Annotated in this window: 26 protein-coding genes and 1 pseudogene; 14 read left to right on the forward strand and 13 right to left on the reverse strand. The window is 69.9% G+C overall.

From position 1 onward, the window contains the following. Window positions 1–7 precede the first annotated feature (7 nt). From ACYVF7_RS05830 to ACYVF7_RS05840, 3 genes and pseudogenes are all read left to right on the forward strand, one after another. Window positions 8–118: pseudogene (locus ACYVF7_RS05830) on the forward strand (peptide-methionine (S)-S-oxide reductase MsrA); the annotation flags it as partial. Between the two features lie 1,603 nt (window positions 119–1,721). Next, window positions 1,722–2,345, forward strand: a complete 624-nt coding sequence (locus tag ACYVF7_RS05835) for a DUF3995 domain-containing protein (protein WP_460335995.1) — start codon at window positions 1,722–1,724, stop codon at window positions 2,343–2,345. Between the two features lie 70 nt (window positions 2,346–2,415). Beyond that, the gene (locus tag ACYVF7_RS05840) at window positions 2,416–2,793 is read left to right on the forward strand and encodes a VOC family protein (protein ID WP_460335998.1); all 378 of its coding nucleotides are present in this window, start codon (window positions 2,416–2,418) and stop codon (window positions 2,791–2,793) included. Between the two features lie 189 nt (window positions 2,794–2,982). On the opposite strand, the gene ACYVF7_RS05845 is transcribed toward ACYVF7_RS05840, so the two are convergent. Then, window positions 2,983–3,177, reverse strand: coding sequence for a hypothetical protein (locus tag ACYVF7_RS05845; protein WP_460336001.1), 195 nt, complete (start codon window positions 3,175–3,177; stop codon window positions 2,983–2,985). Window positions 3,178–3,444: 267 nt separating this feature from the next. On the opposite strand from ACYVF7_RS05845, the gene ACYVF7_RS05850 reads away from it, so the two are divergent. From ACYVF7_RS05850 to ACYVF7_RS05880, 7 genes are all read left to right on the forward strand, one after another. Further along, the gene (locus ACYVF7_RS05850) at window positions 3,445–4,614 is read left to right on the forward strand and encodes a hypothetical protein (protein ID WP_460336004.1); all 1,170 of its coding nucleotides are present in this window, start codon (window positions 3,445–3,447) and stop codon (window positions 4,612–4,614) included. A 24-nt stretch (window positions 4,615–4,638) separates the two neighbouring features. Then, the gene (locus tag ACYVF7_RS05855; protein ID WP_460336007.1) at window positions 4,639–5,067 is read left to right on the forward strand and encodes a pyridoxamine 5'-phosphate oxidase family protein; all 429 of its coding nucleotides are present in this window, start codon (window positions 4,639–4,641) and stop codon (window positions 5,065–5,067) included. A 232-nt stretch (window positions 5,068–5,299) separates the two neighbouring features. Beyond that, on the forward strand, window positions 5,300–5,938 hold the full coding sequence (locus tag ACYVF7_RS05860) for a hypothetical protein (RefSeq protein WP_460336010.1): 639 nt from the start codon (window positions 5,300–5,302) through the stop codon (window positions 5,936–5,938). Window positions 5,939–6,017: 79 nt separating this feature from the next. Beyond that, on the forward strand, window positions 6,018–6,413 hold the full coding sequence (locus ACYVF7_RS05865) for a hypothetical protein (RefSeq protein ID WP_460336013.1): 396 nt from the start codon (window positions 6,018–6,020) through the stop codon (window positions 6,411–6,413). Beyond that, on the forward strand, window positions 6,410–6,736 hold the full coding sequence (locus ACYVF7_RS05870; RefSeq protein WP_460336016.1) for a hypothetical protein: 327 nt from the start codon (window positions 6,410–6,412) through the stop codon (window positions 6,734–6,736). The genes ACYVF7_RS05865 and ACYVF7_RS05870 overlap by 4 nt, the downstream gene beginning before the upstream one ends. Before the next feature lie 104 nt (window positions 6,737–6,840). Continuing rightward, window positions 6,841–7,044 (forward strand): DUF4236 domain-containing protein, encoded by a 204-nt coding sequence (locus tag ACYVF7_RS05875; protein ID WP_460336019.1) that lies wholly within the window; start codon window positions 6,841–6,843, stop codon window positions 7,042–7,044. A gap of 61 nt (window positions 7,045–7,105) precedes the next feature. Further along, window positions 7,106–7,339 (forward strand): hypothetical protein, encoded by a 234-nt coding sequence (locus ACYVF7_RS05880; RefSeq protein ID WP_460336022.1) that lies wholly within the window; start codon window positions 7,106–7,108, stop codon window positions 7,337–7,339. Window positions 7,340–7,371: 32 nt separating this feature from the next. Here the strand turns inward: ACYVF7_RS05880 and ACYVF7_RS05885 are convergent, their stop codons facing one another. Beyond that, window positions 7,372–9,177: an ABC transporter ATP-binding protein gene (locus tag ACYVF7_RS05885; protein WP_460336027.1), complete on the reverse strand. Its 1,806-nt coding sequence runs from the start codon at window positions 9,175–9,177 to the stop codon at window positions 7,372–7,374. Continuing rightward, window positions 9,174–10,949: an ABC transporter ATP-binding protein gene (locus ACYVF7_RS05890; RefSeq protein WP_460336030.1), complete on the reverse strand. Its 1,776-nt coding sequence runs from the start codon at window positions 10,947–10,949 to the stop codon at window positions 9,174–9,176. Before ACYVF7_RS05890 ends, ACYVF7_RS05885 begins: the two co-directional genes overlap by 4 nt. Window positions 10,950–11,180: 231 nt before the next feature. Between ACYVF7_RS05890 and ACYVF7_RS05895 the strand changes: the two genes are divergently transcribed. Next, a complete protein-coding gene (locus tag ACYVF7_RS05895; protein WP_460336033.1) occupies window positions 11,181–12,458 on the forward strand; it encodes a D-arabinono-1,4-lactone oxidase in 1,278 nt (425 codons plus the stop codon). Here the strand turns inward: ACYVF7_RS05895 and ACYVF7_RS05900 are convergent. The 4 genes from ACYVF7_RS05900 to ACYVF7_RS05915 form a co-directional block, all read right to left on the reverse strand. Beyond that, on the reverse strand, window positions 12,363–12,749 hold the full coding sequence (locus tag ACYVF7_RS05900; protein WP_460336036.1) for a hypothetical protein: 387 nt from the start codon (window positions 12,747–12,749) through the stop codon (window positions 12,363–12,365). The genes ACYVF7_RS05895 and ACYVF7_RS05900 overlap by 96 nt on opposite strands. 11 nt (window positions 12,750–12,760) lie before the next feature. Continuing rightward, entirely contained in the window at window positions 12,761–13,642 is an 882-nt protein-coding gene (locus ACYVF7_RS05905) for a hypothetical protein (RefSeq protein WP_460336039.1), read from the reverse strand. Window positions 13,643–13,724: 82 nt separating this feature from the next. Then, complete coding sequence (gene asnB, locus ACYVF7_RS05910; RefSeq protein WP_460336042.1) at window positions 13,725–15,524, reverse strand: asparagine synthase (glutamine-hydrolyzing); 1,800 nt, start codon at window positions 15,522–15,524, stop codon at window positions 13,725–13,727. 225 nt (window positions 15,525–15,749) lie between these two features. Next, complete coding sequence (locus ACYVF7_RS05915) at window positions 15,750–16,343, reverse strand: HD domain-containing protein (protein WP_460336045.1); 594 nt, start codon at window positions 16,341–16,343, stop codon at window positions 15,750–15,752. 139 nt (window positions 16,344–16,482) lie between these two features. Here ACYVF7_RS05915 and ACYVF7_RS05920 point away from each other — a divergent pair, with 139 nt between their 5' ends. Continuing rightward, complete coding sequence (locus ACYVF7_RS05920; protein WP_460336048.1) at window positions 16,483–16,608, forward strand: VOC family protein; 126 nt, start codon at window positions 16,483–16,485, stop codon at window positions 16,606–16,608. Here ACYVF7_RS05920 and ACYVF7_RS05925 read toward each other — a convergent pair. The 6 genes from ACYVF7_RS05925 to ACYVF7_RS05950 all read right to left on the reverse strand — a co-directional run bounded on the left by ACYVF7_RS05925 (window position 16,605) and on the right by ACYVF7_RS05950 (window position 22,714). Further along, window positions 16,605–17,240 (reverse strand): DJ-1/PfpI family protein, encoded by a 636-nt coding sequence (locus ACYVF7_RS05925; RefSeq protein ID WP_460336051.1) that lies wholly within the window; start codon window positions 17,238–17,240, stop codon window positions 16,605–16,607. The genes ACYVF7_RS05920 and ACYVF7_RS05925 overlap by 4 nt on opposite strands. Window positions 17,241–17,250: 10 nt before the next feature. Continuing rightward, complete coding sequence (locus ACYVF7_RS05930) at window positions 17,251–18,195, reverse strand: GlxA family transcriptional regulator (RefSeq protein WP_460336054.1); 945 nt, start codon at window positions 18,193–18,195, stop codon at window positions 17,251–17,253. Between the two features lie 149 nt (window positions 18,196–18,344). After that, window positions 18,345–19,775, reverse strand: a complete 1,431-nt coding sequence (locus tag ACYVF7_RS05935) for a serine hydrolase (protein ID WP_460336057.1) — start codon at window positions 19,773–19,775, stop codon at window positions 18,345–18,347. Window positions 19,776–19,865: 90 nt separating this feature from the next. Then, the gene (locus ACYVF7_RS05940; protein WP_460336060.1) at window positions 19,866–20,816 is read right to left on the reverse strand and encodes a ribose-phosphate diphosphokinase; all 951 of its coding nucleotides are present in this window, start codon (window positions 20,814–20,816) and stop codon (window positions 19,866–19,868) included. 90 nt (window positions 20,817–20,906) lie between these two features. Next, the gene (locus ACYVF7_RS05945) at window positions 20,907–21,557 is read right to left on the reverse strand and encodes a response regulator (RefSeq protein ID WP_460336063.1); all 651 of its coding nucleotides are present in this window, start codon (window positions 21,555–21,557) and stop codon (window positions 20,907–20,909) included. Further along, window positions 21,554–22,714 (reverse strand): sensor histidine kinase, encoded by a 1,161-nt coding sequence (locus ACYVF7_RS05950; protein ID WP_460336065.1) that lies wholly within the window; start codon window positions 22,712–22,714, stop codon window positions 21,554–21,556. The genes ACYVF7_RS05945 and ACYVF7_RS05950 overlap by 4 nt, the downstream gene beginning before the upstream one ends. A gap of 119 nt (window positions 22,715–22,833) precedes the next feature. Between ACYVF7_RS05950 and ACYVF7_RS05955 the strand changes: the two genes are divergently transcribed. Both ACYVF7_RS05955 and ACYVF7_RS05960 read left to right on the forward strand, forming a co-directional pair. After that, complete coding sequence (locus ACYVF7_RS05955) at window positions 22,834–23,721, forward strand: ATP-binding cassette domain-containing protein (RefSeq protein WP_460336068.1); 888 nt, start codon at window positions 22,834–22,836, stop codon at window positions 23,719–23,721. Then, window positions 23,718–24,713: an ABC transporter permease gene (locus tag ACYVF7_RS05960; protein WP_460336071.1), complete on the forward strand. Its 996-nt coding sequence runs from the start codon at window positions 23,718–23,720 to the stop codon at window positions 24,711–24,713. Before ACYVF7_RS05955 ends, ACYVF7_RS05960 begins: the two co-directional genes overlap by 4 nt. The last annotated feature ends 11 nt before the right edge of the window (window positions 24,714–24,724 follow it).

Genomic DNA, 24,724 nt, shown 5'->3' on the forward strand with positions numbered 1-24,724 from the left:
TCGCAGAGCAAACTACTACCACCAGCAGTACCTTTCGGACGCCAAGAACCCCAACGGCTACTGCGGCGTGGGCGGCACCGGCCTCTCCTGCCCGGTGGGCATTGCCCGCGCTGAGTGAACAACGCCGTCGCATCGCCCGCCAAAGACGGCGGCGAGGACTGAGCCAGGCGAAGACGGCCGGAATCGATGGTGAGCGGTGCGGCCGGTTGAATGTCGCAGGCTCCCGAGGGGCGAAGTTCTGCCGGCGGCACTGCACCCCTGGACCGCGAACCAGCGGTGGTGCGGTGCTGATGGTGACGTGCAGGCTCCGCACGGGCGGGGTCATGTGAACGGCGGACGGTCCGCCTCTCGCCTCGGGCGCGAACGGACCCCAAGGCCGCACGCGCAAGCCCGAAGCCGAGGAGCGGACCGGGCGGGCGGCGGGAGCGTCGTCGCCCGCCCGTCTGACCGCCACGTTCGATGTGAATTTCGTACATCCGCCGCCGACGCTGATGTGATCTGCGGGTCGGGGGATCTCGATGCTTCTTGTCGTCTCGTGCTTGATCACATCGTCATGTGCCCTCAGTGTGCCCTGTAATCAGATCCTCCGTTATGCCTTCAGGGAACGCCGAGATGCACCCGCGCGGTTGGAGGTGCTTGTTGTTCGGGACAAGAAGACTTCGTTGCCCGCGATTCTCACAAACCTGGTTGATCGCAGGCAGCATTTCCGCGTCCGTGATCGGGATATAGCGGCCGTCACGGCGCCGTAGGTACAGAGTCTGGCCAACTATCCAGTCACCGCTTCGCCAGTGGCCAACGATTTGCATACGGTCGTCGGGCTGGGAGTAGATGGTGACGATCATGAAGTGGAAGGGGCCGCCCTGGTTGCGAGACGCGGTCCGGTACAGCCTTCCGCACTCGTTGCAGGTTCGATCATATCTAGCTGTCTCGGTCTCAGTGGCCACTAGCAGATCATCGCATCAGCGCTGTCTCCCGAGATTGTTCCCCAGTTTGGAAAATTTCGGATTGGGATCTTGCGACCTGCTCCGATCCAGGTCGGCGCAGGTGTACGGCTGCTCGCGACTCTCCGTGAGTCGCCCTTGATCAGCATCCTGACGGGCGCGCATCGGGCACGCTCCCTGTGGGACGCTAGCTGCCCATGGATGTCTTTCAAGAAATTCCCGGGTGCGGAACCCGCGGCCAGCCCTTGGATGATCGACACACCCATGGCGAGTCGCGCGCCTCTGCGTCAAGAGAGGGCAGGCGAGTCGAGTATGTCGTCGTCGGCCAACGTGGGGCAACCGCGAGCTACCAGGCTGTTGAGGATTCGTCGAGGACCTACAAGACTGGTGCTGCCGAATTGGCGGAGCAGCTTGGTATTGACGAATCAAGCCTCGTGGGCTGCCGCTTCAACTGCTGGGTCGAGCCAGCGGAGTATGACGTAATTCGCCGTGACTACCGGCCCTCCTGACAGTTGCAGCAGTCGGGCACGCAGGCGCACACGGTCACGACGGAGGGATGGGCTCGATCTTTGGTTGGGGTCCTGCCTTGGGGGACCCCGGGGGACTCAAGCTTATTGGCGGTCTCGGGCTGGCTTGCCGGTGTTAGACCGCTCTGACCGGCACGCGGCGGGCATGGCCTGAGCGAGTAGTCCGTACGGGCCTGGCCCGCTTGGCTCGCTGTCTCCGCCTTTTAGGGGGGCACCATCACTCGGGAGGGGGACATGCCAATGCGTGCCTTCAATGATGATCGACGATATGAAACCCCTCGGAGGCATGCTCACCTCGTATGCCCGACCGCAGCGAGCCGACCGGATATCGGCGGATCGCCGCACGCGCGACGAGGTCGTGCGCGCTAATCGAAGGACCGCCTATACGGCATTCGCCTGGGTGATGGCCTTTCTGGCCTGGCACGTCGTCTGGTACGTCACCGGCCTGCAATTCCCCTCCGCTTCGGATCAGCATGGGGTCAGGCAGGCCGTCATCCAGGTGTTCTCGTTGATCGTCGTTCTCATGGTCATCGTCGGAGCCCTGCTGCCGTTGGCCCTGGCTCAGCCGTGGGGTCGGCGGGTTCCTCGATGGATGCTTCTCTCCGCCGCATGGACGGGAGCTGTGCTCCTCGCGGCACGCGGGGTCTCAGGTGTCGGAGACGATCTGGTCCGGGTCACCGGGATCCTGCCGAAAGGATTCACCGGGCTGACGACGGCACAGACGCTGGGAACCTCGCACCCCTCGTTCTGGTGCCTGTTCGCGAGCGGCACCACCGACGTGCTCTTCACCGTTGGCGGCCTGGCGTTCGCTCTCGCCGCCATCGCCTACCGTCGCGTCACCCTTGCCTCACACGGACGTGGGGCCACCGAGCGATGACGCTCGCACGGCAGGCGATGACCCACCATCTGGAGACCGCGCGGGACCGGCTGCTGTATAGGTTCGACGCATGAGCTGCCGACTTTCCGAGCTGGTGTTGAACTGCCGGGATCCCGAGACGCTGTCCCGCTTCTGGTGCGAGGTGCTCGGCTACGTCGAGCTGGGCCGCGACGGTGCCGACATCGAGATCGGCCCGGAGTCGGGCTTCGGCGGCCCGGCGCCGACCATCGTGTTCGCGCTCGTGGCCGACGAGAAGACCGCCCCGCTGCGCCTACACCTGGACGTGAACCCGGTGGACCGCGACCAGGACGCCGAGCTGGAACGCCTGCTGGCGCTGGGCGCCCGCCCAGCCGACGTTGGCCAGACGGGCGACGAGCCGTGGCACGTCCTCGCCGACCCAGAAGGCAACGAGTTCTGCCTGCTCAGGCGCCAGTTGCCGGAGCTCTAGGCGCACCCGCTGGCCATCGCGAGGCATGAACCCTCGCCTCGTCGACGGGCGAGCCGGCGCGGAGCGAGTGGCGGGCGCCTCCGCCGGTCGGCCGCCCCGAGGGTCGCGCCAAGTGGCCCGGCCCTCGAAGCGGCGCTTGCTCAGATGCCTACGTTCGGCTCTTTCTCGAGCCGGCGGGCGGCTGTCCCGTCAGATGTGTTCGGCGGGGGTCGCCGGCAGGATGAAGTTCCAACTGCCCTGGCCGTGATGCTGGTGGTCAGGGGAGCGCGGGGAAGGGCACGCGCCGTTGTCGGGGTTGCCATTCCACCAGAGGGAGTAACAGAAGTCGCAGAATCGCCAGTTGTTCTGGTAGGCGGTGACTTCGTCGGGAATCGGAGCGCCCATGTCACGCCTCTCTTTCTCTGGATATGAGCCGATTCTCGATCGCGATCGGCTGATGGATCCAGCAGAACATCGGGCTCTGGGAGGCCGCATGAGTACCCCCTACCTAATTCACTTCGGGGGGCGTCCGGCGGAGCACCCGGTGAACGCCTCGGCCGAGGGCGCCGTTCCGGCTGGTCGTCGATACGTGGCGGACCGCCGTTGCCCAGCCAAGCCGGGCTCGGTGATCCGGCTTGTGTTCGGGCGGTGCCGGGCTGTTGTATGTGGGTCGTGGAGGCGCTGACGGCGGTCACTGTTCTTGTCGGGAAGTACGGGGTGCAGCGGCTGGTCGGTTCGCTTACCGGCCGGCAGGGTCTTGGTGACCTTGCGAGTGAGCTCTTTGGAACCTTGGCCGCCAGTGAGGATCGGCTGGCTGAGCGCCTGGCCGGGATAGAGCAGCAGTTGAGCGGCATTGAGCGGCGACTCGACGAGGTCTTGGACCAGCGATACCAGGTGTCGCTTGTGTTGGGTCTGCGCGGTCTGCTGGAAGCGGGTGCGGCCCACGACCCGCTCGTGCGAACCGAGGAACTGACCAACGCACGGGAGCGATTCCGGGAGGCGGCCGCTTCCGCGCGTTCGTCGCTGCAGACCGCGGTGGCCGAGCGCTACGTCGTGCTGTGTGCCATCGCGCTGGGTCGCCCGGACGCGGCGAAGACAGCGTGGGCGCAGCTGAACGGCGCGGTCACTGCGACAGCGCTTGACCTGTGCACCGCCTTTGGGGAGGCGCACGGGAAGGTGGCGCTCCGATTGGAACAGGAGGGTGTTTCGAAGAATCGTCGATTCTGGAAACGCGTTGACGACGAAGCGACCCAGGCTCGCGACGGCGTCATGGAGGCGGTCGGCCTGGTGGAAAGTCTTCTTGTGGAGTCGGGCGTTCTGGGCCAAGTGCTCGGACAACCGCAGCCTCCTCGCATAGACAAAAAGGAAACGCAGCTCGACTATCGGCAGTCGAATCGTCAGTTGCGTGAGCTGACATTTTATAAAGATGCGCCTATCCTCCTGGGGCCCATGATGGGCGCAAGTTCGCTTGGCTGGGATGTGCAGCCGATCGTGCCCGGACCGGTACGCTTCGGTGCGTTGGTCGTCACCTGGACACACCTCGAACCACGGCCCAATGGTTGGGACCCAGGGAATGTCGGTCGCGCCCCCACCGTCGACGCCGATGTAGGACTCACCGTCCTGGCGGACCCACCTCTTTCCCGGGATGTTTCGATCGACCACCCCAGGCGGTTCCTGGCGAGCCCAGAGCACGGTCCGCTGTCTCTCAAGGCGGGTGACCGCTCAACCCAGCTGTCCTACGTCACAGCCCTCACGACAGATGAGCGGGGTAATGCGACGAAAGGCGACTCCGTTCGCGTCGGCGACATCACCTTCCACAGCTACTTCGGGCCCCTCGGGTAGCGCTCATGGCTAGCATCCGGGACTATGGCGCTCTCGGTAGAAGAACGAGAACAGTTCCTTGCAGAGCCCCACATCGGTGCGTTGTCGGTGGTCGAGAGGCCGGACCGTGCGCCGCTGACCGTCCCGATCTGGTACCAGTACAGCCCGGGCCGTGAGCTGTGGGTGCTTACGGAGCCCGGCTCGCGGAAGGCCCGTGCGATCGACGCCGCGGGCCGGTTCAGCCTGATGGTGCAGCGGACCGAGCCGACCATTCGCTACGTGTCGGTGGAGGGGCCGGTGATCAGGACCGCCGCAGCCAGCGTCGAGCGTTCGCGGGAGATGGCGGCGCGGTATCTACCGCCGGACGCGGTCGCCGACTTCCTGGAGTACGAACGCACGCAGCTCGGCGAACACGTCCCCATCTACATGCGGCCGGAACACTGGCTGTCCGCCGACCTGGGCCCGGCCTGGTAGGGCGCAGTGAAGCGGTCGTTCGCCGGGTCGGCCCAGGACTGCCTCGGTCTCGATCCCGCGATGGTGGCGAAGGGTGCCGAAGTCATTCAGTGCCCCCGCGGCGCTACGGGAGAACAGTCGTCCTGATCGGCTGGCGGGTCAGCCTCCTCGCTGAGGAGCCGTACGTATTGGCACATGCCCGGTTCGCTGTGTATGACGCTATAGTGCCCGCGATACGGAAGGCGGCGCGGTGATGCATCATCAAACCCGAGGCGGGAGTACCACCGCCCCCCTCTTCCTCGTCCTCGGCGGCGTCGTGGGCGTGGTGGCGGAGTTCGCCCTCGACCTCGTTCTCTCCTACACGGTGACGACGTCGAGCCAAGCGGTGTACTACTTCGTGGGCGGGTTGCAAGGCCTGGCCATCGGTGCGCTCATCGGCGGCGCCACCATCTTGGGCCGTCCCAGGCACTACGGCCTCGCGGCGGTGGCCGGCCTGGTCGCGCTGATCGCCGGCATCATCGGTGACCTGATCGCTCGCCCGGTCATCTGGCTCCTTCACCACCTGCCGGTGAATGCCAATACCTTCACCGACTACTTCACCCGCCAGACGGCCATCTCGCTGCTGCTCTACCTCGTGCCGATCGCGGCGGCGGCAGGGCTCACCGCGGTGGGCGTCTCGAGGACGGCACGTCCTGCCGCTGGTCCCGTTCCATCGCAGGGATACTGGAACCAGCCCCCTCCCTATGGGCCGGGCCAGCCCGGTCCGGGAACGGGCGCCCCGCCGTACGCACCGCCGGGGCCGGCCGCCGGCGGCGCGGCTCCCCAGGGCTGGCAGCCGCCCGCGGGTCCCGGAGGACCGCCGCCCGGTCCGCCCGGGTCCGGAACCGGCTGATCCTTTGCGGCGTCCCACTTTTCACACGGGACGGCCGAACGTTCCCAGGTGCGGCTCCGCCCCGTGAGAGGGGAGCACGGTGCCCAGTTACCTGCAGACACTTCCATTGCACACGATCACCGAGGTGTACGGCGAGGCCGGCCTGCGCGACCGGTTCTCCCGCGAGATCGAACGGTTCGCGGAGCCGGACTGGCGCCGGCTCAACAAGGCGCTCTCGCTGGCGAGCGACCTCCACCGCCAGGACCGCCGGGCGCGCGAACCCGTGGTCAACCATCTGCTGCGCGTCACGCTGCGGGTGATGTGCCACTACGAGGTGAACGACGTCGACATCCTCGTCGCCGCCCTCCTGCACGACACCGTCGAGGACCACCCCATCGAACTGGCGGGGAGGGCCACGACGACCCTGCCGAGACGGCCCTGGACGTCCTGTCCGCCGAGTTCGGTCCGCGCGTCGCCGGGCTCGTACGTGCCGTGACGAACCCGACGTACGACCGGACCCGCGACGTCCACGCCCAGTATCGAGCGCACGTCGTCGCCAGCCTGAATCGCCACCCCGCCGCCCGGGTCATCAAGGTGTCCGACTTCACCGACAACGGTGTCGGGCTCATTCACACCACCGGCCCGAAGCTCCGCAAGCTCGCCATGAAGTATCGCCCGCTCGTCCCGGAGCTGAAGGAACTGGTCAACCGCCCTGACACCCCGCTGACGGCCCCCATCAGACTTCACATCGTGCGCCAACTGGACCGCGCCGACGAGCGCTTCACCGCCATTCTCCAGGGCCCCGGCGAGCGCTGGTAGGGCACGCCTGGCGTCATCCCAGGTCGGCGGTGGTGTGCGTTTGATGAACGGAGTGCCGGGCATTTCTGCGGCACTTGCGGTCGAATCATGGAGGGAGCACGACGATGGGCGTGATGTTCCGCAAGCGCCAGAAGTTCGGTCCCCTGATCCTCAATTTCACCGAGCACGGCTTCTCCTCGTGGACGATCAAGATCGGGCGCTGGTCGTGGAACTCGCGGGCCCGCGCACACCGGGTCGACCTTCCGGGCCCGCTGTCCTGGAAACAGAACAAGGCCCGCAGACGAGAGAGCACGTCCGATCACCGGTGACGAACTCGTCGCCACGCAGGGGCACACGCTGACCGTCGGCGATCTGCTGGCCACGCTGGCCGTGGAAGCGGGCGTCCACCATCTCGACCTCACGGCGCACCTGCCCGGCCCGCCGCCCGCACCGGCGGTGCTCCGGCTCGTACGGGACACCCTGGACGGGCTCGTCGGCCGACCCACCGCACGCGACTGGGACGACGCGCACTACGTCCGCGTCGCCACCGGCCGCACACCGCTCACCGAGGCCGAAAGGGCGTCCCTCGGTCCGGTCGCCGAGCTCTTCCCGGTTTTCGGCTGAGACCCCGGGGACGCCCACCGCCCGGGAGCGGATCAGTGGACGTCCGACTGGTCCTCGGCTTCGGTGATGAGTTCGTCCGTCCACAGGCGTCGCATCTCCGGGCAGCCCTCCAGCAACTCGTCCAGCGGTCCGCAGCCGACGACGCGGCCGCGGTCGAGGACGAGGATCCGGTCGGCGCGTTCGAGGGCCGCGCGGCGGTGGGACACGACCAGCAGCGTCGCGGGTCCGCGTCCGTCCCGGGCGGCGTCGGCGAGCCGGTCCCAGAGGAGTTTCTCCGTCTCGACGTCCAGCGCGGAGGACAGGTCGTCGACGACGAGCAGGTCCGGCGACCGGATGAGGGCGCGCGCGGCCGTCGCCCGCTGCACCTGGCCGCCCGACAGCCGTACGCCGCGAGGGCCGACGACGGTAGCGAGGCCGTCCGGCATGCCGGACAGGTCCTTGTCGAACACCGCGAGTTCGACGGCGGTGGCGAGCCGGTCGTCGTCCGCTGGCCGGCCGAGCAGGAGGTTCTCCCGGAGCGAGTCGGAGAACAGCCGGGGGACCTGGCCGGCGTACGCGACGCGTCCGGGAGCGAGGTACGTGCCCGGGTCGTCTACGTGCCGGTCGTTCCAGGCGATCGTTCCGGCGTCGAGCGGCACCAGGCCGAGCAACGCCCGTACGAGGGTGGTCTTGCCCGCTCCGACGGCGCCGGTGATGAGGGTGAACGATCCGCGCTCGATCCGCAGATCGACGGCGTGCAGGCGGTCGCGCACCGTCAGCCCGCGGGCCTCGAGGACCCGCAGCGGGTCGTCGTGGCGGGGCGGTGGCGGCACGACGGACGGCGGCTCGCGGCGGAACCACACGCCGCTGACCCGGGCCAGGTCTTCGACGTCCTCGTACGGGGCCATGAGCCGGCGGAGGCGTTCGACGGCGACCGCGGCCTGGGGCAGGCGGTAGAGGAACGTGCCGGCGGAGCGCGGCAGCGCCGTCAGCCAGCCGACATAGGTGGTGAACAGCGCCAGGTCGCCCACCGTGAAGTCACCGCGGTGCATCGCGGGGGCGGCGATGAGTAGGACGAGGCCGATGCCGATCTCGACGGTCGCGCCCGTCGCGGTGTCGAGGAGGTCGGTGGTCAGCCGGTCCTTGACGGCGGCGTTCCGTCGTCGGCGGTTGTGGTCGCGGAGGCGCCGTAGCACCGCGTCCTCGGCCCCGGCCGTCTTGATCGCCAGGATGCCGGCGAACGTCTCGCCGATGTGGGCCGTCACCACCGCGCCGAGTTCGCGGGCGCGACGGTGGAGCCGCCGGATGAGCCCGCCGAGCAGCCGGCTCAGCACACCGGCGGCGATCATCGGCAGCGCCAGTGCGAGCGTGACGGCGGGGTCGATCGACACCATGATCACCAGCGCGGTGACGGCGAACAGCGCGGTGCCGGTCAGGTCCACCAGGTCGTCGGTCACCTGGACGACGTCGTCGACGTCGTCGCGCAGCCGCGCGACCGCCTCGCCCGACGAGTGCGGCAGCCGATCCGCGGCGGTTCCGCGCGCGGTGAGGACCGAGCGCAGCACGTTGACGCGCAGCGTGGTCGCCGCCGCCACCCACCAGTAGACGCCGTACGCCCACGCGGTGACGAACACCACGCCGCGGACGACCTCCAGCCCGACGAACGCCGCGCAGAGCCACAGAGCCGCCCGCAGATCGACGGTACGGTCCCCGCTGAGCTCGTCGAACACCGCCTTCAGCAGCAGCCCGCCGCCGATGGGGAAGACGTACGGTGGCAGCCACAGCAGGCCACCGGCCACATAACGGCCCAGCCCGGAGGAACGGGCGAGGCGGGACATCACGAACGGTACGGGCCTCATCGCGCCACCTCCGCAGCGCCCAGGAGCCGCGCGAACCGGCTGCCGGGGTCCACCGCGAGCTCCTCGCGGCGGCCGTACTCGACGATCCGGCCGCCCTCGACGACCGCGATCCGGTCCACCCGCGCCAGGGAGGACAGGCGGTGCGCGATGAGCACACCGGTCCGGTCGGCGAGGAGCCGGTCGACGACCCGCTCGATACGCCGCTCGGTCGCCGGATCGAGTCGGCTCGACGCCTCGTCCAGCACCACGAGGCCGGGATCGGTGAGGAACACCCGGGCGAACGCCAGCAGCTGCGCTTCACCGGCCGACACGCCGGTCGCGTCGCCGCCCAGCGCGGTGTCGAGCCCGTCGGGGAGGCCCGCCAGCCAGTCGCCGAGACCGACCTCGGCGAGGATCTCCCGGAGGCGGTCGTCGTCGGCGAGCGCCGGCCGGAACAGCGTGAGGTTGTCCCGGACGCTCGCGGCGAACAGTTGCACGTCCTGGGTCACGACGCCGATCCGCCGCCGTACGGACGCCGGGTCGGCGTCGCGCAGGTCCAGCCCGCCGACCCGGACCGCGCCCTCGGTCGGGTCGTACAGGCGCAGGATCAGCCGGGCGATGGTGGTCTTCCCGCTGCCCGTACGGCCGACCAGGCCGAGCGTCTCGCCCGGTGCCAGCGTGACGTCGATTCCGGACAGGACCGGCTCACCGTCGTCGGCGTACGCGAAGCCCACTCCGTCGAGGCGCAGGCCGAGCGGGCCGGACGCGGGCAGCGGCCGTGGGGCGGCGGGCTCGGGCAGCGTACGGCGTTCGGCCAGCAGGTCCCGGACGCGGGCGACGCCCGCCAGGGCCGCCTGGTACTGCCGCAGCTGGTCGATCAGCCGCTCGAACGGCGTCCGCACCATCTGCGTGTACTGGAACAGCAGCACGCCGGTGCCCACGGTGAACGCGCCGGACCGGCGGCCCCACGCGGCGAGGCCGATCACCAGCGCCGTGCCCACCGCGAACGCCAGCGACGTTCCGGCGAGGAGACCGCTGCCGAGCCGTTCGGACCGGAACTCCGCGCGGTACATGCGCCCGCTCGTCCGGTGGACGCGGTTCACGGCGTGCTCGCCGGCGCCGTTCGCGCGGATGTCCTCCACGCCGGCCAGCCGTTCCTCGATGTCGCCGTACAGCGCCGCGTACTGCGCCCGGGAACGCGCGGCCGAGGGCACGGCCATCTTCTGCGCACGGGCCATCCCGAACCCGATCAGCACGCAGTACGCCAGGAGCGCGGCCCCGACGCGCGGATCGACGGTCAGCACGACGACGAGGACGCCCGCGAGCAGCAGGACGCCGGCCACGACGTCCAGCAGGAAGGCGACGACGAACTCGGCGATGGCGACGACGTCGCCGTCGACCCGTTCGATCATCTCGCCGGGCGTGCGCCGCCCGTGGAAGGTCATGTCGAGACCGAGCGCGTGCTCGGCCAGCCTCTCGCGGAGGCGGTTGGTGCCGTCCCAGGCGAGGCGGCTCGCCAGCCAGGCGGTCAGCGTACGGGCGGCCTGCCCGGCGACGGCGAGGGCCAGATAGCCGACGGCGACGAACGTCAGATGCCGGGCGCCGGCCCCGCCGATCGCGTTGTCGACGAAGCGCCGGGTGATCTGGGGCGCGGCGAGCGGGAGCACGGTCGCGGCCGTGACGGCGGCGACGAGCGCGGCACCCGCGCGGGGTCCCGGGCGCAGACAGCCCAGGACGGTGGTCGTTGAGGTCTTACCGGCGTCTCTCCGCGCCGGTCGTCGGAAGGGTCGCACGAAGCGTCATGTCCTCTGCGTAGGTGGCGATTGCCTGCTGGGGGGACATGAACGCTGGGCGCATGACCATCTCCTCGGTCGACCGGTGGTTCGCCGGGAGTACAACATCCGGGCCTGGCCGTGGGCAACGGGTTTTCCGCGATGCCGGTCCGGCCTTTCAGGGCTTATGGTGCGGCTTGGGCGTTTTTGATCGCACAGGGCGGTCTGGGCGGGCGAAGGGTGCGTGGTCCGGTGGCCGATGGCGTATGGAACTGGTCGGGGAACATCGCGTTCCAGGCGGATGAGGTCTGCCATCCGGCCTCACTGGAGGAGGTACGGAGCCTGGCCGCCCGCGGCTCGAAGCTCCGGGTGCTGGGCAGCGGGCACTCCTTCAACGACATCGCCGACACACCGGGCAGCCTGGTCTCGCTGGCGAAGCTGCCACCGACGATCGAGATCGACGGCGCCGCCGGCCGGGTGAAGGTCGGCGCGAACGTGCGGTACGCCGAGCTGAGCCGTCGACTGCACGACGAGGGGTACGCCCTGCACAACCTCGCCTCCCTGCCGCATATCTCCGTCGCCGGCTCGATCGCGACGGCGACGCACGGCTCGGGCCACGGGAACGGGAATCTCGCCACGGCGGTCTCCGGGCTGGAGATCGTCACGGCCGGCGGCGACCTCATCTCGCTGAGCCGCGACCGGGACGGCGACCGGTTCAACGGCGCCGTCGTCGGGCTCGGCGCCCTCGGGATCGTCGTCAGCGTGACGCTGGACGTCGAGCCGGCCTTCGCGATGCGGCAGCGCGTCTATGAGGGACTGCCGCTGGAAGTCCTGGACGAGCACTTCTCCGCCCTGGTCTCCGGGGCGTACAGCGTCAGCCTCTTCACGACCTGGCGTGCGCCGCGGATCGACCAGGTGTGGGTGAAGGAACGCGTCGACCCGGCCGGCGAACGTCCCATGGCCGAGGACTGGTTCGGCGCCCGGCCCGCCGACGGGCCGCGGCATCCGGTCCCCGGCATGTCCGCCGTCGCCTGCACCGAGCAACTGGGCGTTCCCGGCCCGTGGTTCGAACGACTGCCGCACTTCCGGCCCGATTTCGCCCCGAGCAGCAGCGGCGATGAGCTGCAAACGGAGTTCCTCCTGCCGCGCCGGCACGCCGTCGACGCGCTCCACGCGGTGAACGAGGTCGGCGACCGGGTCGCCGCCGTCCTGCAGATCTGCGAGGTCCGGACGGTCGCGGCGGACGACCTGTGGATGAGCACGGCCTACGGCGAGGACGCGGTGGCAATCCACTTCACCTGGGTCAAGGACGCCGACGCCGTGCTCCCCGTGATCGGTCTCCTGGAGGAGCGCCTGGCCCCGTTCGGCCCCCGCCCGCACTGGGGCAAGCTCTTCACCACCCCCGCCGACGCCTTGCGCTCCAGGTATCCGCGGCTATCGGACTTCCACGCCCTCGCCCGCCACTACGACCCGAACGGCACCTTCACCAACGACTTCCTCGCCCGCCACCTCTTCGCCGACCTCGACTGACCGGCAGCCCGGGTCAGGCGTGAACAGATCGTCCACCGAACGGATCACACCGGCCCGGGCAAGCCAATCCGTGAGCTGCACGAGGTCGGTGCAGGCCGTGATGCGCTCACTCGCTTCGAAGGGGACCGGAACTCCTCGAATCTTGAGCAGCTCGAGGGTTTTCTTGGCCACGCCCTGCACCGCGCCGTCAGGGAATGCCTCGGCGAGGCTCTCGGCGAAGGCCTCCGCGAGGCCGCGGAAGTAATGGCGGCGGGCGAAATCGCTTCGGTACGGCCACGGATCCGTCTGCATCGACGCCTCGCTCAGTCGAAGAGAGCGTCGACCGTGCGGACGATGACGGAACGCTCGAGCCAGGCCTGAGCCTCGGCGACGTCGGTGCATGCCGTGATGCGTTCGCGTGCTTCGGAGGGGACTGGGATGCCGCGAACCTCGAGCACTGTGAGGATGCTCTCCACCTTGCCCTCGACTTTACCTTTGTTTATACCTTTAGCCTCACCGTCGGCGTAGTTGCGGCGAGCCAAGTCGCTTTTGTAGGGAGATGTGTCGCTTTTCATCATTGCCTCCAGTTCGGTGGCGGGTGTCCCGGGTAGAGCCCTGAGCACAATGTCAAAGTACAGTCTCGCGCGGTCGGTGTCCTCCACTGCGGCGAGGGCGGAGAGCAGGGCCTGGAACATTCGTGCCCGGTCGTAGGCGGCGCCGTGCGTCACGGTCGACAAGACCGTCAACTCCGGAGCACGGGCGGCCTCCTGTGCGTCGGTGACGACCGGGACCGCCTCGGGCTTGAGGACCAGCGGGGTCAGCGTCCAGCCCGGATGGCCGAGGTCGATCGGCTCGGCGCACCAGTCGCCGACGCTCGCGTCGGCGCAGATGACCAGCAGGATCGCCGGACAGCGCGTCCGGGCGCGCAGGCCGGCGAGGTACACCGGCCAGCTCCACCGCTTGCCCTTGTCACGCCGGAGCTGGATCTCCACGACCACGGCCAGCACCGGGGCGGCCGCCTCGAAGACCACCACCGCGTCGGCACGGAACTCCGCCGGACTCCACTCGGTCAAATCGCCGGATTCGACTCGAGCGCGCTTATAGTCCGGGATGTCGACTTTTAATGCGTTATGTAGAATATCTGCCGCGAGGCTGGGCCGATTATGGAACAGCATGGCGAGAGATTCGTGCTCAAGCGAAGGCATGGCCGGGACTTTAGACCGGCCATGCCTTGTCTGCGAATTGATCACTCACAATTCGCCATAAATGGCGAATTGTGAATCCCGCTCAGACGTGTTGCGGATGGTAGGCCGTCAGCCAGTCGTTCAGGGCGACGATGCGTTCCATGGCCGCGCGGTCCTGCTGGAGGCTGGCCCGGCCGAGCGGGCGTCGCAGGGCCTCGCGGGCGGCGCTCTCCGTGAGGTAGGGCCGTACGGGGGCGTTCGGGTCGGCGAGGATGCCGGACAGGCGGTCGCGGACGGTCCGCTCGTAGCTCGGGTTCTGTGTCGCCGGGTAGGGGCTCTTGCGCCGCTGCACGACCGACTCGGGGAGGAGGTCGGCGACCGCGCCGCGCAGGAGGCTCTTCTCCCGTCCGTCGTAGGTCTTGTGGCTCCACGGCGTGTTGAAGACGTACTCGACGAGCCGGTGGTCGCAGAACGGCACCCGTACCTCCAGGCCGACCGCCATGCTCATCCGGTCCTTCCGGTCAAGGAGGAACCGGACCATCCCGGTCAGGTGCAGGTAGCAGATCTCGCGCATCCGCCGCTCGTGTCCGGTCTCGCCGGGCAGCCGGGGCACCCGGTCGATGGCCTCGCGGTAGCGGTCGGCGAGGTACGCCTCCGTCCGCCGGTTGAGCTCCGCGTCGAGGAGTTCCTGTCCGGTGGACATGCCCAGCATCCAGGGGAAGGTGTCGGCGGCGATCGCCTCCGGGTCGTGGAACCAGCGGTAGCCGCCGAAGACCTCGTCGGCGGACTCGCCGGACAGCGCGACCGTGGAGTGCCGCCGTATCTCGGTGAACAGCAGGTACAGCGAGGTGTCCATGTCGCCGATGCTCGGCAGGTCGCGGGCGCGCATCACCGTCTCGTTGACCTGCGGCGAGGAGAGCTCGTCGCTGCTGAGGACGACGTCGGTGTGGTGCGACCCGACATGCTTGGCCACCTCGTGGACGTACGGCGCGTCGGCCGTCTCCCGCATGGCGTCGGGCACGAACCCGCCGCCCTCGTCGGTGAAGTCGACCGCGAAGGACCGTACGGTGCCGGCCCCGAGTGCGCGGTCGGCGAGCGCGGTGAGCGCGCTGGAGTCCAGGCCGCCGGAGAGGAGGGTGCACAGCGGCACGTCGGAGATGAGCTGCCGTTCGACGATGTCCTCGAGGAGTTCGCGGACGCGGCGGACGGTCGTGGGGACGTCGTCGGGGTGCTCGCGGGCGGTCAGCGCCCAGTAGCGCCGGTCGGTGACGCCGTCGCGTGAGACGCGGACGACGTGCCCGGGCTCGACCTCGTACATCCCGTCGAAGACGGCGTGGCCCGGGGTCTTGACGTTGGTCAGCAGCTCGAGCAGGCCGTCGTCCTTGAGCCGCGGGGCGAACAGGTGGTTGGCCAGGATGGCCTTGGGCTCGGAGCCGAACAGGACTCCGTGCGGGGTGGGCGCGTAGTAGAGCGGCTTGATGCCCATCCGGTCCCGGACGAGCAGGAGCTCCTCGGTCCGCTGGTCCCACAGGGCGAAGGCGTACATTCCGTTCAGGTGCTCGACGAGGTCCGTGCCCCAGCGGAGGTACGCCTGGAGGACGACCTCGGTGTCGCTGCGGGTGCGGAAGCGGTGGCCGTGGGATTCCAGCTCCCGGCGGAGCTCGCGGAAGTTGTACGTCTCACCGCTGTAGACGAGGGTGACGGGACCGCCGCTCATGGGCTGCGTGCCGCCCTCGATGTCGATCACGGCGAGCCGCCGGTGTCCCAGCGCGACGTGCGGCTCGATCCAGAGACCTTCGTCGTCGGGGCCTCGGAAGGCCATCGTCCGCGTCATCGCGAGTGCGGTGGCGCGCTCCCTGGTGAGGTCGCGCTCGTAGTCCACCCAGCCGGCTATGCCGCACATCGGAGCACCTCCCGGATAGCTGCATCATGCACATGACCGACGTTAACTCCAGATGTCAGAAATATGGAAGTTACAAAGCTCACTCCCTTCCGGGGCTGGACCTCCGGCCCGAGGCGTGCGCAGCCGGCGTACGTGCCCGCTGCCGCGTGCCTACCGCCGCGCTCGCCCCCCACGCGCTTCGCGGCCGGCTCGTCCCGCCACCACTCCGTCGTCGGCTCGCCGCGGTCAGTCGGTCGCGGCGCCGTTCCCGCCGTTCACGACCGCGGGGAGCCACTCGAGGGACCCGGTGCCGAGGGCCTCGTCGGCGAGTTTCTTCCCCGACGGCGTCTGCAGCGCGGCGAGTGAGCTGTCGATCCACGGCTGGATGTTGTGGTGTCCCTGGTCGCGGTACTCGATGGCCTGCAGCAGGCAGTCGAGCTTGTCGGCGTCCCGGGCGCAGCGGGCCTCCAGGCTGGTCTTCTGCTCGTACTCCGCGACAGAGCCGGAGATCAGGTCGGCCACCGGACCCGGCAGGCCCTGCACTTGATCCGCGGTGACCTTCTCGTTGGGCGCCCGGGTGACGTACCGCTTGGCCAGGTACGGGATGTCGGTCAGCCGGGTCTCCTGGCTGTCGTGGAAGAGGCTCAGGAGAGCGGCGCGCTCGGGGTTCGCGCCCTCCATGGCGGCCAGGACGCCCGCGAGCACGGCGGCCCGGAAGGAGTGGTCCGCGATGCTCTCGGGCGCGGCGACGCCCGCGACGAGCCAGCCGGTCCGCTTGTAGCGCTTGAGCAGCCCCATCTCGTAGGCGAATTCCGTCAAGCGCGTCAGCTCGTCCGGCATGCCAGCCTCCTTCGCTCTCGGCCGTCCGGGTATCTCACGGTAGACGACTTTTCCCAGATCAAACGGTAAGCGAAGGGCAGATCTCGTACTGAAGATCCGATCGCGCATGGCGTGCGGGTCACCGGGTAGCCCGTCCGGCATGGTGGGACGGCTGAACGAGATCGTCATCGACTGCGCGGATCCCCCACGACTGGCGCGCTTCTGGACGTCGGTCGTCGGCGGTGAGGCCGCGCAGCCGGACGAAGATCCACCGGACACGCCCTAGCCGTTCTGCTCCGCCAGGTGGGTGGTGACGAAGTCGAGCACCTCCGGGGACGCCTTGGCGAGCGAGCCGCTGTCGAACGGCGGCTGCGGATCGTACTCGATCCACAGCTGGATCGCCTGCGCGGCGACCTCACCGCCGATCCGGGCGGCGAGGGTCAGCGCCATGTCGATGCCGGCGGAGACGCCCGCGGCCGTGATGACCTTTCCCTGCTCGACGGCGCGCTCCGGGACGTACCGCGCGCCGGTCGCCTCCAGTTCCTTCCGGAGGCCCCAGTGGGTCGTCGCGTCGAGACCCCGCAGAAGCCCGGCCGCGCCGAGGATCAGCGCACCCGAGCACACCGACGTGGTCCACCGGGTCGTCGGGTGCACGCGGCGCACCCAGTCGACGTACCGCTGATCGCCGAAAACGACCTCACGCGTGCCCGGCCCGCCCGGTACGACGAGGACGTCACACCGGTCGATCTCCTCCAGCGCCGCCTCGGCCACGACGGTGAGGGCGCCGTCCGTACGGACCGGGCCGCGCTCCACCGCCGCGAAGACGGCCGTGACGCCCGGCAGACGCGACAGCACCTCGTACGGCCCGACGGCGTCGAGCGCGGTGAACTCCTCGTACAGCGCGAAGACGATCTGCATGGTGCCTCCTTCAGAGGGTCGGCGTACGGCTCCGGAAGCGGCGCCGGTAGTCGCCGGGGGTGACGGACACGGTGCGCTTGAAACTGCGGTGCATGGTCTCGGGAGTGCCGAAGCCGCACTCCCGGGCGATCACGTCGAGGGGCCGTGCGGTGGTCTCGAGGAGCCGGCGGGCCGCCTCGACCCGTACGGACTCGACGTATGACGCCGGGGTGACGCCGACGCCGTCGCGGAACACGCGGGCGAAGTGTCGTGTGCTCAACCCGGCGCGGGCGGCCAGCGCCTCGACCGACAGGTCGGCGGTGAGATGGTCGGCGATCCACCGCTGCAGCTCGCGCAGGCCCGGCCGGTCCGGCCGCCCGGCGGCCAGCTGGGCGCTGAACTGCGCCTGACCGCCCGGCCGCTGCACGAACACCACCAGCTGCCGGGCGACGTCACGGGCGGTCGCCGGGCCGAGGTCGTCCTCGACCATGGCGAGGGCCAGGTCGATGCCGGCGGTGACTCCGGCGGAGGTCCAGACCGGATCGTCGCGTACGAAGATCGGATCGGGGTCGACCTCGATCTCGGGGAAGCGTTCGGCCAGCAGACGGCAGGTCGCCCAGTGGGTGGTCGCCCGCCGGCCGTCGAGCAGCCCGGCCCGGGCCAGCAGGAACGCTCCGCTGCACACCGAGCCGACCCGGCGGGCGCGCCGCGCGGCCGAGGAGATCCAGCCGATCGTACGGTCGTCGTCGACGGCCTCGGCGGTGCCGAGGCCGCCCACCACGATGAGCGTGTCGACGGGGTCGTCGTGGAAGGCGCGGTGCGGCGCGATCGACAGCCCGCTGGACGACGTCACCGGCGCGCCGTCCACGGAGACGACCTCGGTGACGTACGCCCCGCCGGCGAGCGAGAAGACCTCCAGCGGCCCGGTCAGATCCAGTGACTGGAACCGGGGATGGACGAGGAAGGTGATCCGCACTACACCAGCCTCGCCGCCCGGGCTTCATGGCCGCAATGACGCGAATATGACGATTCCGGCCATCGAGCGGCCTGAGTGCCCGGTTGATCGTCGACGGACAGGCCGAAGGGGCCGGGATATCCCGGCCCCTTCGGTGCGTTCCGTCTGGGTCAGTGCTGCGCCTCGTAGGTGTCCATCGTGCGGCCGAGGATCGCGAACTTCTCGGTCCGGCTGACCGACGGCTGGATGTCCTGGCGGTTCACGTCGATGTACCGGTAGCCGAGGTTGCTGAACGCGGTGATGATGTAGCGCCGGTTCGGCTTGCCGGGCAGCGACTTCACGATGCCCGCGTCGCTCACCGCGTTCTCCGTCACACCGGTCTTGTGAGCGAACGTGACCTGCGCGGCGTCCTGGCAGGGCTGCACGGGGTACTGGTACTTCCCGTCGGTCGGGTCGTTGTTGACCGTCACGGTCCCGTCGGGGCCGATCCACCGCTGCGAGATGCGCTGCGGCATGCCGGCCGTCGGGTACGTGTAGCCGCAGTAGTTCGTCGTCGACAGGACGTTGTTCCAGCCCTGCTCGCCGAGCTCCTTCATGAAGAACTCGCGGGAGGACTGGCTCAGGACGTCGCTGGTGACCGCCTTGCCGTTCGGGGCGGTCCATGCCGTGCCCGTGACGCCGTTGACGAGCGCCAGCAGCTTGGCGGTGTCCAGCGACGACATGTTGATGCCGGAGGTCCAGTTTCCGCCGTTGGCGGGGTTGGTGTCCTTCAGCTGCATGGTCTCCAGGCCGATGTCCTGGAACGTCTGGTTGAGACCGTCGATCGCGCCCTTGTCGTTCAACAGCTTGATCAGCGAGCACGCCGAGCCGTTGTCGGAGACGGTGATCATGCGATCGAAGTAGTTGCGGACGGTGTCGGTGGTGGCGGCGCCGCACAGGTCGGATGCCTGTGTCGGCTGGTACGCGTACGTGTCGTCCAGCTTGATGACGCCCTTGTCCACCAGCTGCAGGACGCCGAAGCCGACCATCAGCTTGAGGGTCGACGCCGGGTAGGGCGACATGAAGTCGATCGGCGCCTTCTCGCGGCCCGGGACGACGTCGGTGTCGCCCTGTCCGTTGTTGGAGTTCCAGAGGGCGGTGTCCCAGTGCCGGTAGCGCACCGCGGTGGTGTGGAAGTTCTTGTCGACCGGGACGATGACGCCGTTCTTGTACGTCGGGCTCGTCACCACGGTGCCGGAGGAGACGGGTCGGCCGTTGCCGTCGAGCTCGAGGACGGTCACGTCGACGTTCGGCTGCTGGTGGATCTGCGTGGCGGCCGCGGCGACCGCCGCCTTCAGCTGGGGCGCACGCTCCGGCTTGGGCATTTTCGCCTCGGGGTCGACGTCGACGGAGGACGACCGGGCGGCCTGAGCGGACGTGGGAGGCTCGGTGTCGAGGACCTCGCCGAAGTTCAACCCCGCGATGGTCTTCTGGAGCTGTCGCGCGACACCGCTGGTGTCCTCGGCCGCGTGCGCCGGCTGTGCGACGGTGGCCAGCAGCACGGCGGCACCGCCCAGCGCGATCCAGCCACGACCACGCCTATGACTTCCCTTCAAGATCATTCGAACAAGATATCCATACGGATACGTATGGCGTAACTTCTTTGAAGATCCTTTACAAAGAGTTCGCAAAGGCGCAGTGTACGGCCCTGGTCACGACTCGAACAGGACGCTGATGCTCTCGCGGCGGTGAATGCGGGCGATCGCCTCGGCGAACAGCGGCGCGACCGAGACCTTCTGCACCTTCGGCGACAGCCGTACGGGCTGGTTCTCCACGGTGTCGGTGACGTAGAGCCGGGTGATCGGGCTGGAGTCGAGGCGTTCCATCGACTTGCCGGTGAACACCCCGTGCGTCACGGCCGCGCGCACGCTCCGCGCACCGCGCTCCACGAGGCACTCGGCCACCTCCACCAGCGTGCCGGCGGTGATGGTGAAGTCGTCGACGATCACGGCGTCGCGGCCGCGCACGTCGCCGATCAGGTCGACGACCCGCGCCGTCTCGGTGTGGTCGATGCGCTCCTTGTCGGCGATGGCGAGCGGAGCGCCGAGCCGCTTGGCGTACTTACGGGCCTGCTTGGCGAAACCGGCGTCGGGGGAGACGACGACGAGCTCCCCGGAGGCGCCGATGGCCTCGGTGAGCACGGGCAGGGCGTACAGGTCGTCGACCGGCCGCGTGAAGAAGCCCTGGATCTGCGGGGCGTGCAGGTCCATCGTCACGACCCGGTCCGCGCCGGCCGCCTCGATCGACTGGGCGCACACCCGGGCCCGGATCGACACCCGTGGCTCGTCCTTCTTGTCGGCCTTCGCGTAGCTGAAATACGGCATCAGCACGGTCACCGACGCTGCGCTGGCCCGCTTGAACGCGTCGATCCAGAACAGGAGCTCCATGAAGTTGTCATTGGCCGGGAAGACCGTGGACTGCACGAGGTGCACGTGCCGTCCCCGGACGTTCTGGTTGACCTTCACGAACAGGTTGCCGTCGGAGAAGCGGATCGCCTCCCCGTGGCCCGGCTCCACGCCCAGGCTTTCGCAGATCGCGGCGGTGAGCCGCGGACTGCCCGATCCACCGAACACCAGGAGCTCATCGAGATCGGAACCGGTCACCAGCATCGCCTCCCCGCGCGTCCGACCCCCGATGATGCCCGAAACAGGCCCGTTCGTCACGCTCCACGTCGCGGCGCCGCTACCCGCCGGTCAGGCGTGCGCCAGCCCGTTCTCCCAGGCCCAGGCCGCGATCTCCACCCGGTTGCGGAGGCCGAGTTTCAGTTGGACTCCGGCCAGATGGCTCTTCACGGTGCTGATTGAAATGAAAAGCTCCGCGGCGATCTCCCGGTTCGTACGGCCGCGGGCGATGGCCCGGACGACCTCGGACTCCCGCTCGGACAACGGCACCGCCGGAGGCGAGGCCGGGGGCCTGGCGGGCGCGAGGTGTTTCAGGAGCCGTACGGTGACCGACGGGGAGATCAGGGCGTCTCCGGTGCGCGCGGCCCGCACGGCCTCGACGAGCAGGACCGGGCCGGCGTCCTTGAGGATGAAACCGACGGCGCCGGCCCGCAACGCCCCGTAGACGTACTCGTCGAGGTCGAAAGTGGTCACGATGACGACCCGGAGCGGGTCGCGGACGCCCGGACCGGCCAGGGCCCGGGTGACCTCGATGCCGTCGAGACCGGGCATCCGGATGTCGACCAGGCACACGTCCGGACGCAGCCGCCGGGCCAGGGCGACGGCCTCCGCGCCGTCCGCCGCCTCGCCGACGACGGTGACGTCCGGCTGATCCTCCAGGATGAGCCGCAGCCCGCCGCGGACCATCGCCTGATCGTCGGCGATCAGCACCCGGGTGGTCATGAGCGGCTCGGGGCGGGCAGGGTGGCGCGCACCGACCAGCCGGCCCGGGGACGGGGCCCGGCGTTGAGGGTGCCGCCGAGGGCCTCGACGCGTTCGCGCATCCCGACGAGGCCGTGCCCGCCGGAGTGGGGGAAACGCGGCGCGCCCGCCGGGGGCGCGTCGTCGGTGACCTCGACGGTGATGTCACGCCGGTCGTGGGCGAGGGCCACGGTGACCTCCCGGGCCCCGGAGGCGTACCGGGTGATGTTGGTGAGCGACTCCTGGACGACCCGGTAGACCGTCGTGGTGACCTGCGGCGGCCACGCGGGGTCCGGCGGCCCGTCGGGCAGGTGCAGCCGTACGGCGGGGCCGCGCGCGGCGAACCGGTCGACGAGCTCGGTCAGCCCCTCCGGGCCGGGGGCGAGCCCGGCCGCGTCGTCGGCGTCCCGGAGCAGGCCGATGACCTGGCGCATGGACACGAGCGCCTCGGTGGCGGCGGTCTCGATGCCCGCCAGGGTGTCGTCGAGGGTCCCGGCGCCCCGGCGGGCGGCGATGCGGGCCGCCTGCGCCTGGAGCACGACGCCGGTCATGTGGTGGGCCGCCGAATCGTGCAGCTCCCGCGCCAGCTCCAGGCGCTCGCCCCGCCGTACGGCCTCGAACGCGGCGCGGCGACGCGCGTCGAGGCGGCGCAGCAACAACCCGGCGCCCACGGCGGCGACCCACGCCTGGGCCATGATCCAGGTCGCCGAGTACGACACCGGGGCGCCGGTGGCGAGGAAGTGGGAGTACCGCTCGAGGCTCCCGGCCGCCACGACCGCCCCGCCCGCCGCGATGGCCGCCGCCGTACGGACCGGCAGCGCGCGTACCGCGGAGGCGATGAGCACGACCAGGGCGAGGATCGCCGCACCGGCCGGCTGCCCGGGCAGTCCCCAGCGCCAGGCGACCAGCTCGGCCGCTCCGGCGACGGCGAGCCCGAACGCCGCGGCCCACGTACGGGATCGCTCCCGCAGCAGGGCGGCCACGGACACCACCGCCCCGACGGCGAGGATCGACCTCCAGTCGCCGTGCCGCTCCGCGATGGCGCGGATCTCGTAGCCCAGCGCCACCGCGAACACGATGCCGAGCCCGGCGTTCACGGCGATCCGGGGCCGCTCGACCAGGCGATCCAGCAGGTCCATGACGGTTCAGCGTACGGAACTCCGTCGCATGGCGGATCAGCCGAAAGTACGACCGGTTCGGCGCGAACCGTACTTCCGGCCGGTGGGCGCGCCGAGCCGGGGCCCGCACAGTGAACCGCATGCCTTCCACTGAGAACACGGTCCTGCGGGCCCGAGGGCTGGGCAAGCGATATCGCCGGCGCTGGGCGCTCTCGGACTGCACCCTCGACGTCCCGGCGGGACGGGTCGTCGGACTGGTCGGCCCCAACGGGGCCGGGAAGTCGACGCTGCTCGGCCTGGCCGCCGGCCTGCTCACGCCGACGTCCGGCACGGTCGAGGTGTGCGGCGGCCGCCCCGGCGCGAACCCGGCGCAACTGGCCAAGGTCGGCTTCGTCGCCCAGGACACACCGACCTACGCCCGGCTGACCGTCGCCGAGCACCTCACGCTCGGCTCCCGGCTGATCCCGGGCTGGGACATGCCCCTGGCCCGCGAGCGGGTGCGGCGGCTCGGCCTGCCCCCTGACCAGCGGGCCGGGAGCCTGTCCGGCGGCCAGCGCGCCCAGCTCGCCCTCACGCTCGCGCTCGCCAAGCGGCCCCGGCTGCTGATCCTCGACGAACCGGTCGCCGCCCTCGACCCGCTCGCCCGGCGGGAGTTCCTCCGGGAGCTCAGCGACGCCACCGCCGGCCGGGACATCAGCGTCGTGCACTCCTCCCACCTGGTCTCGGACGTGGAACTGGTCTGCGACCACCTCATCGTGCTCGTCGGCTCCCGCGTGCGGATCGCCGGCGACGTCCGCGACCTGCTGGCCGCACACCACCTGATCAGCGCCCCGCACCTCGACCCCGCCGCCCTTCCTCCGGGCGTGCACGCCGTCTCGGTCGACCGCACCGACCGGCAGACCACCCTGCTCGTCCGCGCCGACGCCCCGGTCGACGGCCACGGCTGGGCGGTCGCCCCGGTCGGGCTCGAAGACCTCGTCCTGGCCTACATGAGCGGGTCCACTCCGCTGCTGGAGGGACACCGATGATCTGGCTCACCTGGCGGCAGCTCCGCACCCAGGCGGCGGTGGTGTTCGGCGCCGTCGTCGTCCTCGCCGCCCTCCTCGCGGCCACCGGCCCGCACCTGGTCGACCTGTACCACGCCCACGGCCGCTCCTTCCTCGACGAGCTGGGGAGCACCGAGAGCAGCCTGTACGTCATCGGCACCTTCGCCGTGCTCTTCACCCCGGCCATCATCGGCACGTTCTGGGGCGCTCCGCTGATCACCCGGGAGCTGGACGCCGGAACGCACCGGCTGGCCTGGACCCTGACCACCCGCACCCGCTGGCTGGTCACCAAGCTCGGGATCGTCGGCCTGACCGCGGTGGCCGCGACCGGGCTGCTCAGCCTCGCGGTGACCTGGTGGAACCGGCCGATCGACGCGGCCATCGCCGCCAACAGCGGCGCCCCCGGCCACGGCATCTTCCTGCTCCCGCGCATGCACGTCCTGATCTTCGACACGCGCGGGGTCGTCCCCCTCGGCTACGCCGCGTTCGCCTTCGTCCTCGGCGTCACCATCGGCGTCATCGTCCGGCGGACCCTGCCCGCCATGGCGATCCTCCTCGCCCTCTTCACCGTCGTCCAGGCCACCATGGGCCTCGAGGTCCGGTCGCACCTGCTGCCGCCGGAACACGTCACCACGAAGATCAGCTCCGCGAACCTCACCCTCATCGACATCAGCGGGAACCTCACCGTGCAGGTCGACGAGCCCGGCGCCTGGATCGTCTCCCAGCACACCGTCAACGCCGCCGGCCAGGTTGTCTCACCGCCCTCCTGGGTGGAGAAGTGCCCGCTGCAGTCCCGGCAGGGGGCGCAGGACTGCTTCACCCGGCTCACCGACATGGGCTACCGGCAACGGGTCGACTTCCATCCCGCCGGCCGCTTCTGGACCTTCCAGTGGGAGGAGACGGTGATCTACCTCGCCGTCGCCCTCCTCCTCGCCGGACTCTGCACCTGGTGGCTCCGCCGCCGCCTGGCCTAGCCCCGTACGCC

The organism is Actinoallomurus acanthiterrae, from assembly GCF_054775715.1.

Bases quoted from the DNA above. Each gene is read 5' to 3' on its own strand.
- ACYVF7_RS05835 (WP_460335995.1), top strand. From the start codon at position 1,722: ATGATGATCGACGATATGAAACCCCTCGGAGGCATGCTCACCTCGTAT.
- ACYVF7_RS05905 (WP_460336039.1), bottom strand. From the start codon at position 13,642: ATGCCTTCGCTTGAGCACGAATCTCTCGCCATGCTGTTCCATAATCGG.
- ACYVF7_RS05900 (WP_460336036.1), bottom strand. From the start codon at position 12,749: ATGCAGACGGATCCGTGGCCGTACCGAAGCGATTTCGCCCGCCGCCAT.
- ACYVF7_RS05945 (WP_460336063.1), bottom strand. From the start codon at position 21,557: ATGACCACCCGGGTGCTGATCGCCGACGATCAGGCGATGGTCCGCGGC.
- ACYVF7_RS05885 (WP_460336027.1), bottom strand. From the start codon at position 9,177: ATGAGGCCCGTACCGTTCGTGATGTCCCGCCTCGCCCGTTCCTCCGGG.
- ACYVF7_RS05920 (WP_460336048.1), top strand. From the start codon at position 16,483: ATGGTGGGACGGCTGAACGAGATCGTCATCGACTGCGCGGATCCCCCA.
- ACYVF7_RS05860 (WP_460336010.1), top strand. From the start codon at position 5,300: ATGCATCATCAAACCCGAGGCGGGAGTACCACCGCCCCCCTCTTCCTC.
- ACYVF7_RS05855 (WP_460336007.1), top strand. From the start codon at position 4,639: ATGGCGCTCTCGGTAGAAGAACGAGAACAGTTCCTTGCAGAGCCCCAC.
- ACYVF7_RS05915 (WP_460336045.1), bottom strand. From the start codon at position 16,343: ATGCCGGACGAGCTGACGCGCTTGACGGAATTCGCCTACGAGATGGGG.
- asnB (WP_460336042.1), bottom strand. From the start codon at position 15,524: ATGTGCGGCATAGCCGGCTGGGTGGACTACGAGCGCGACCTCACCAGG.
- ACYVF7_RS05960 (WP_460336071.1), top strand. From the start codon at position 23,718: ATGATCTGGCTCACCTGGCGGCAGCTCCGCACCCAGGCGGCGGTGGTG.
- ACYVF7_RS05955 (WP_460336068.1), top strand. From the start codon at position 22,834: ATGCCTTCCACTGAGAACACGGTCCTGCGGGCCCGAGGGCTGGGCAAG.
- ACYVF7_RS05840 (WP_460335998.1), top strand. From the start codon at position 2,416: ATGAGCTGCCGACTTTCCGAGCTGGTGTTGAACTGCCGGGATCCCGAG.
- ACYVF7_RS05925 (WP_460336051.1), bottom strand. From the start codon at position 17,240: ATGCAGATCGTCTTCGCGCTGTACGAGGAGTTCACCGCGCTCGACGCC.
- ACYVF7_RS05875 (WP_460336019.1), top strand. From the start codon at position 6,841: ATGGGCGTGATGTTCCGCAAGCGCCAGAAGTTCGGTCCCCTGATCCTC.
- ACYVF7_RS05845 (WP_460336001.1), bottom strand. From the start codon at position 3,177: ATGGGCGCTCCGATTCCCGACGAAGTCACCGCCTACCAGAACAACTGG.
- ACYVF7_RS05950 (WP_460336065.1), bottom strand. From the start codon at position 22,714: ATGGACCTGCTGGATCGCCTGGTCGAGCGGCCCCGGATCGCCGTGAAC.
- ACYVF7_RS05935 (WP_460336057.1), bottom strand. From the start codon at position 19,775: ATGATCTTGAAGGGAAGTCATAGGCGTGGTCGTGGCTGGATCGCGCTG.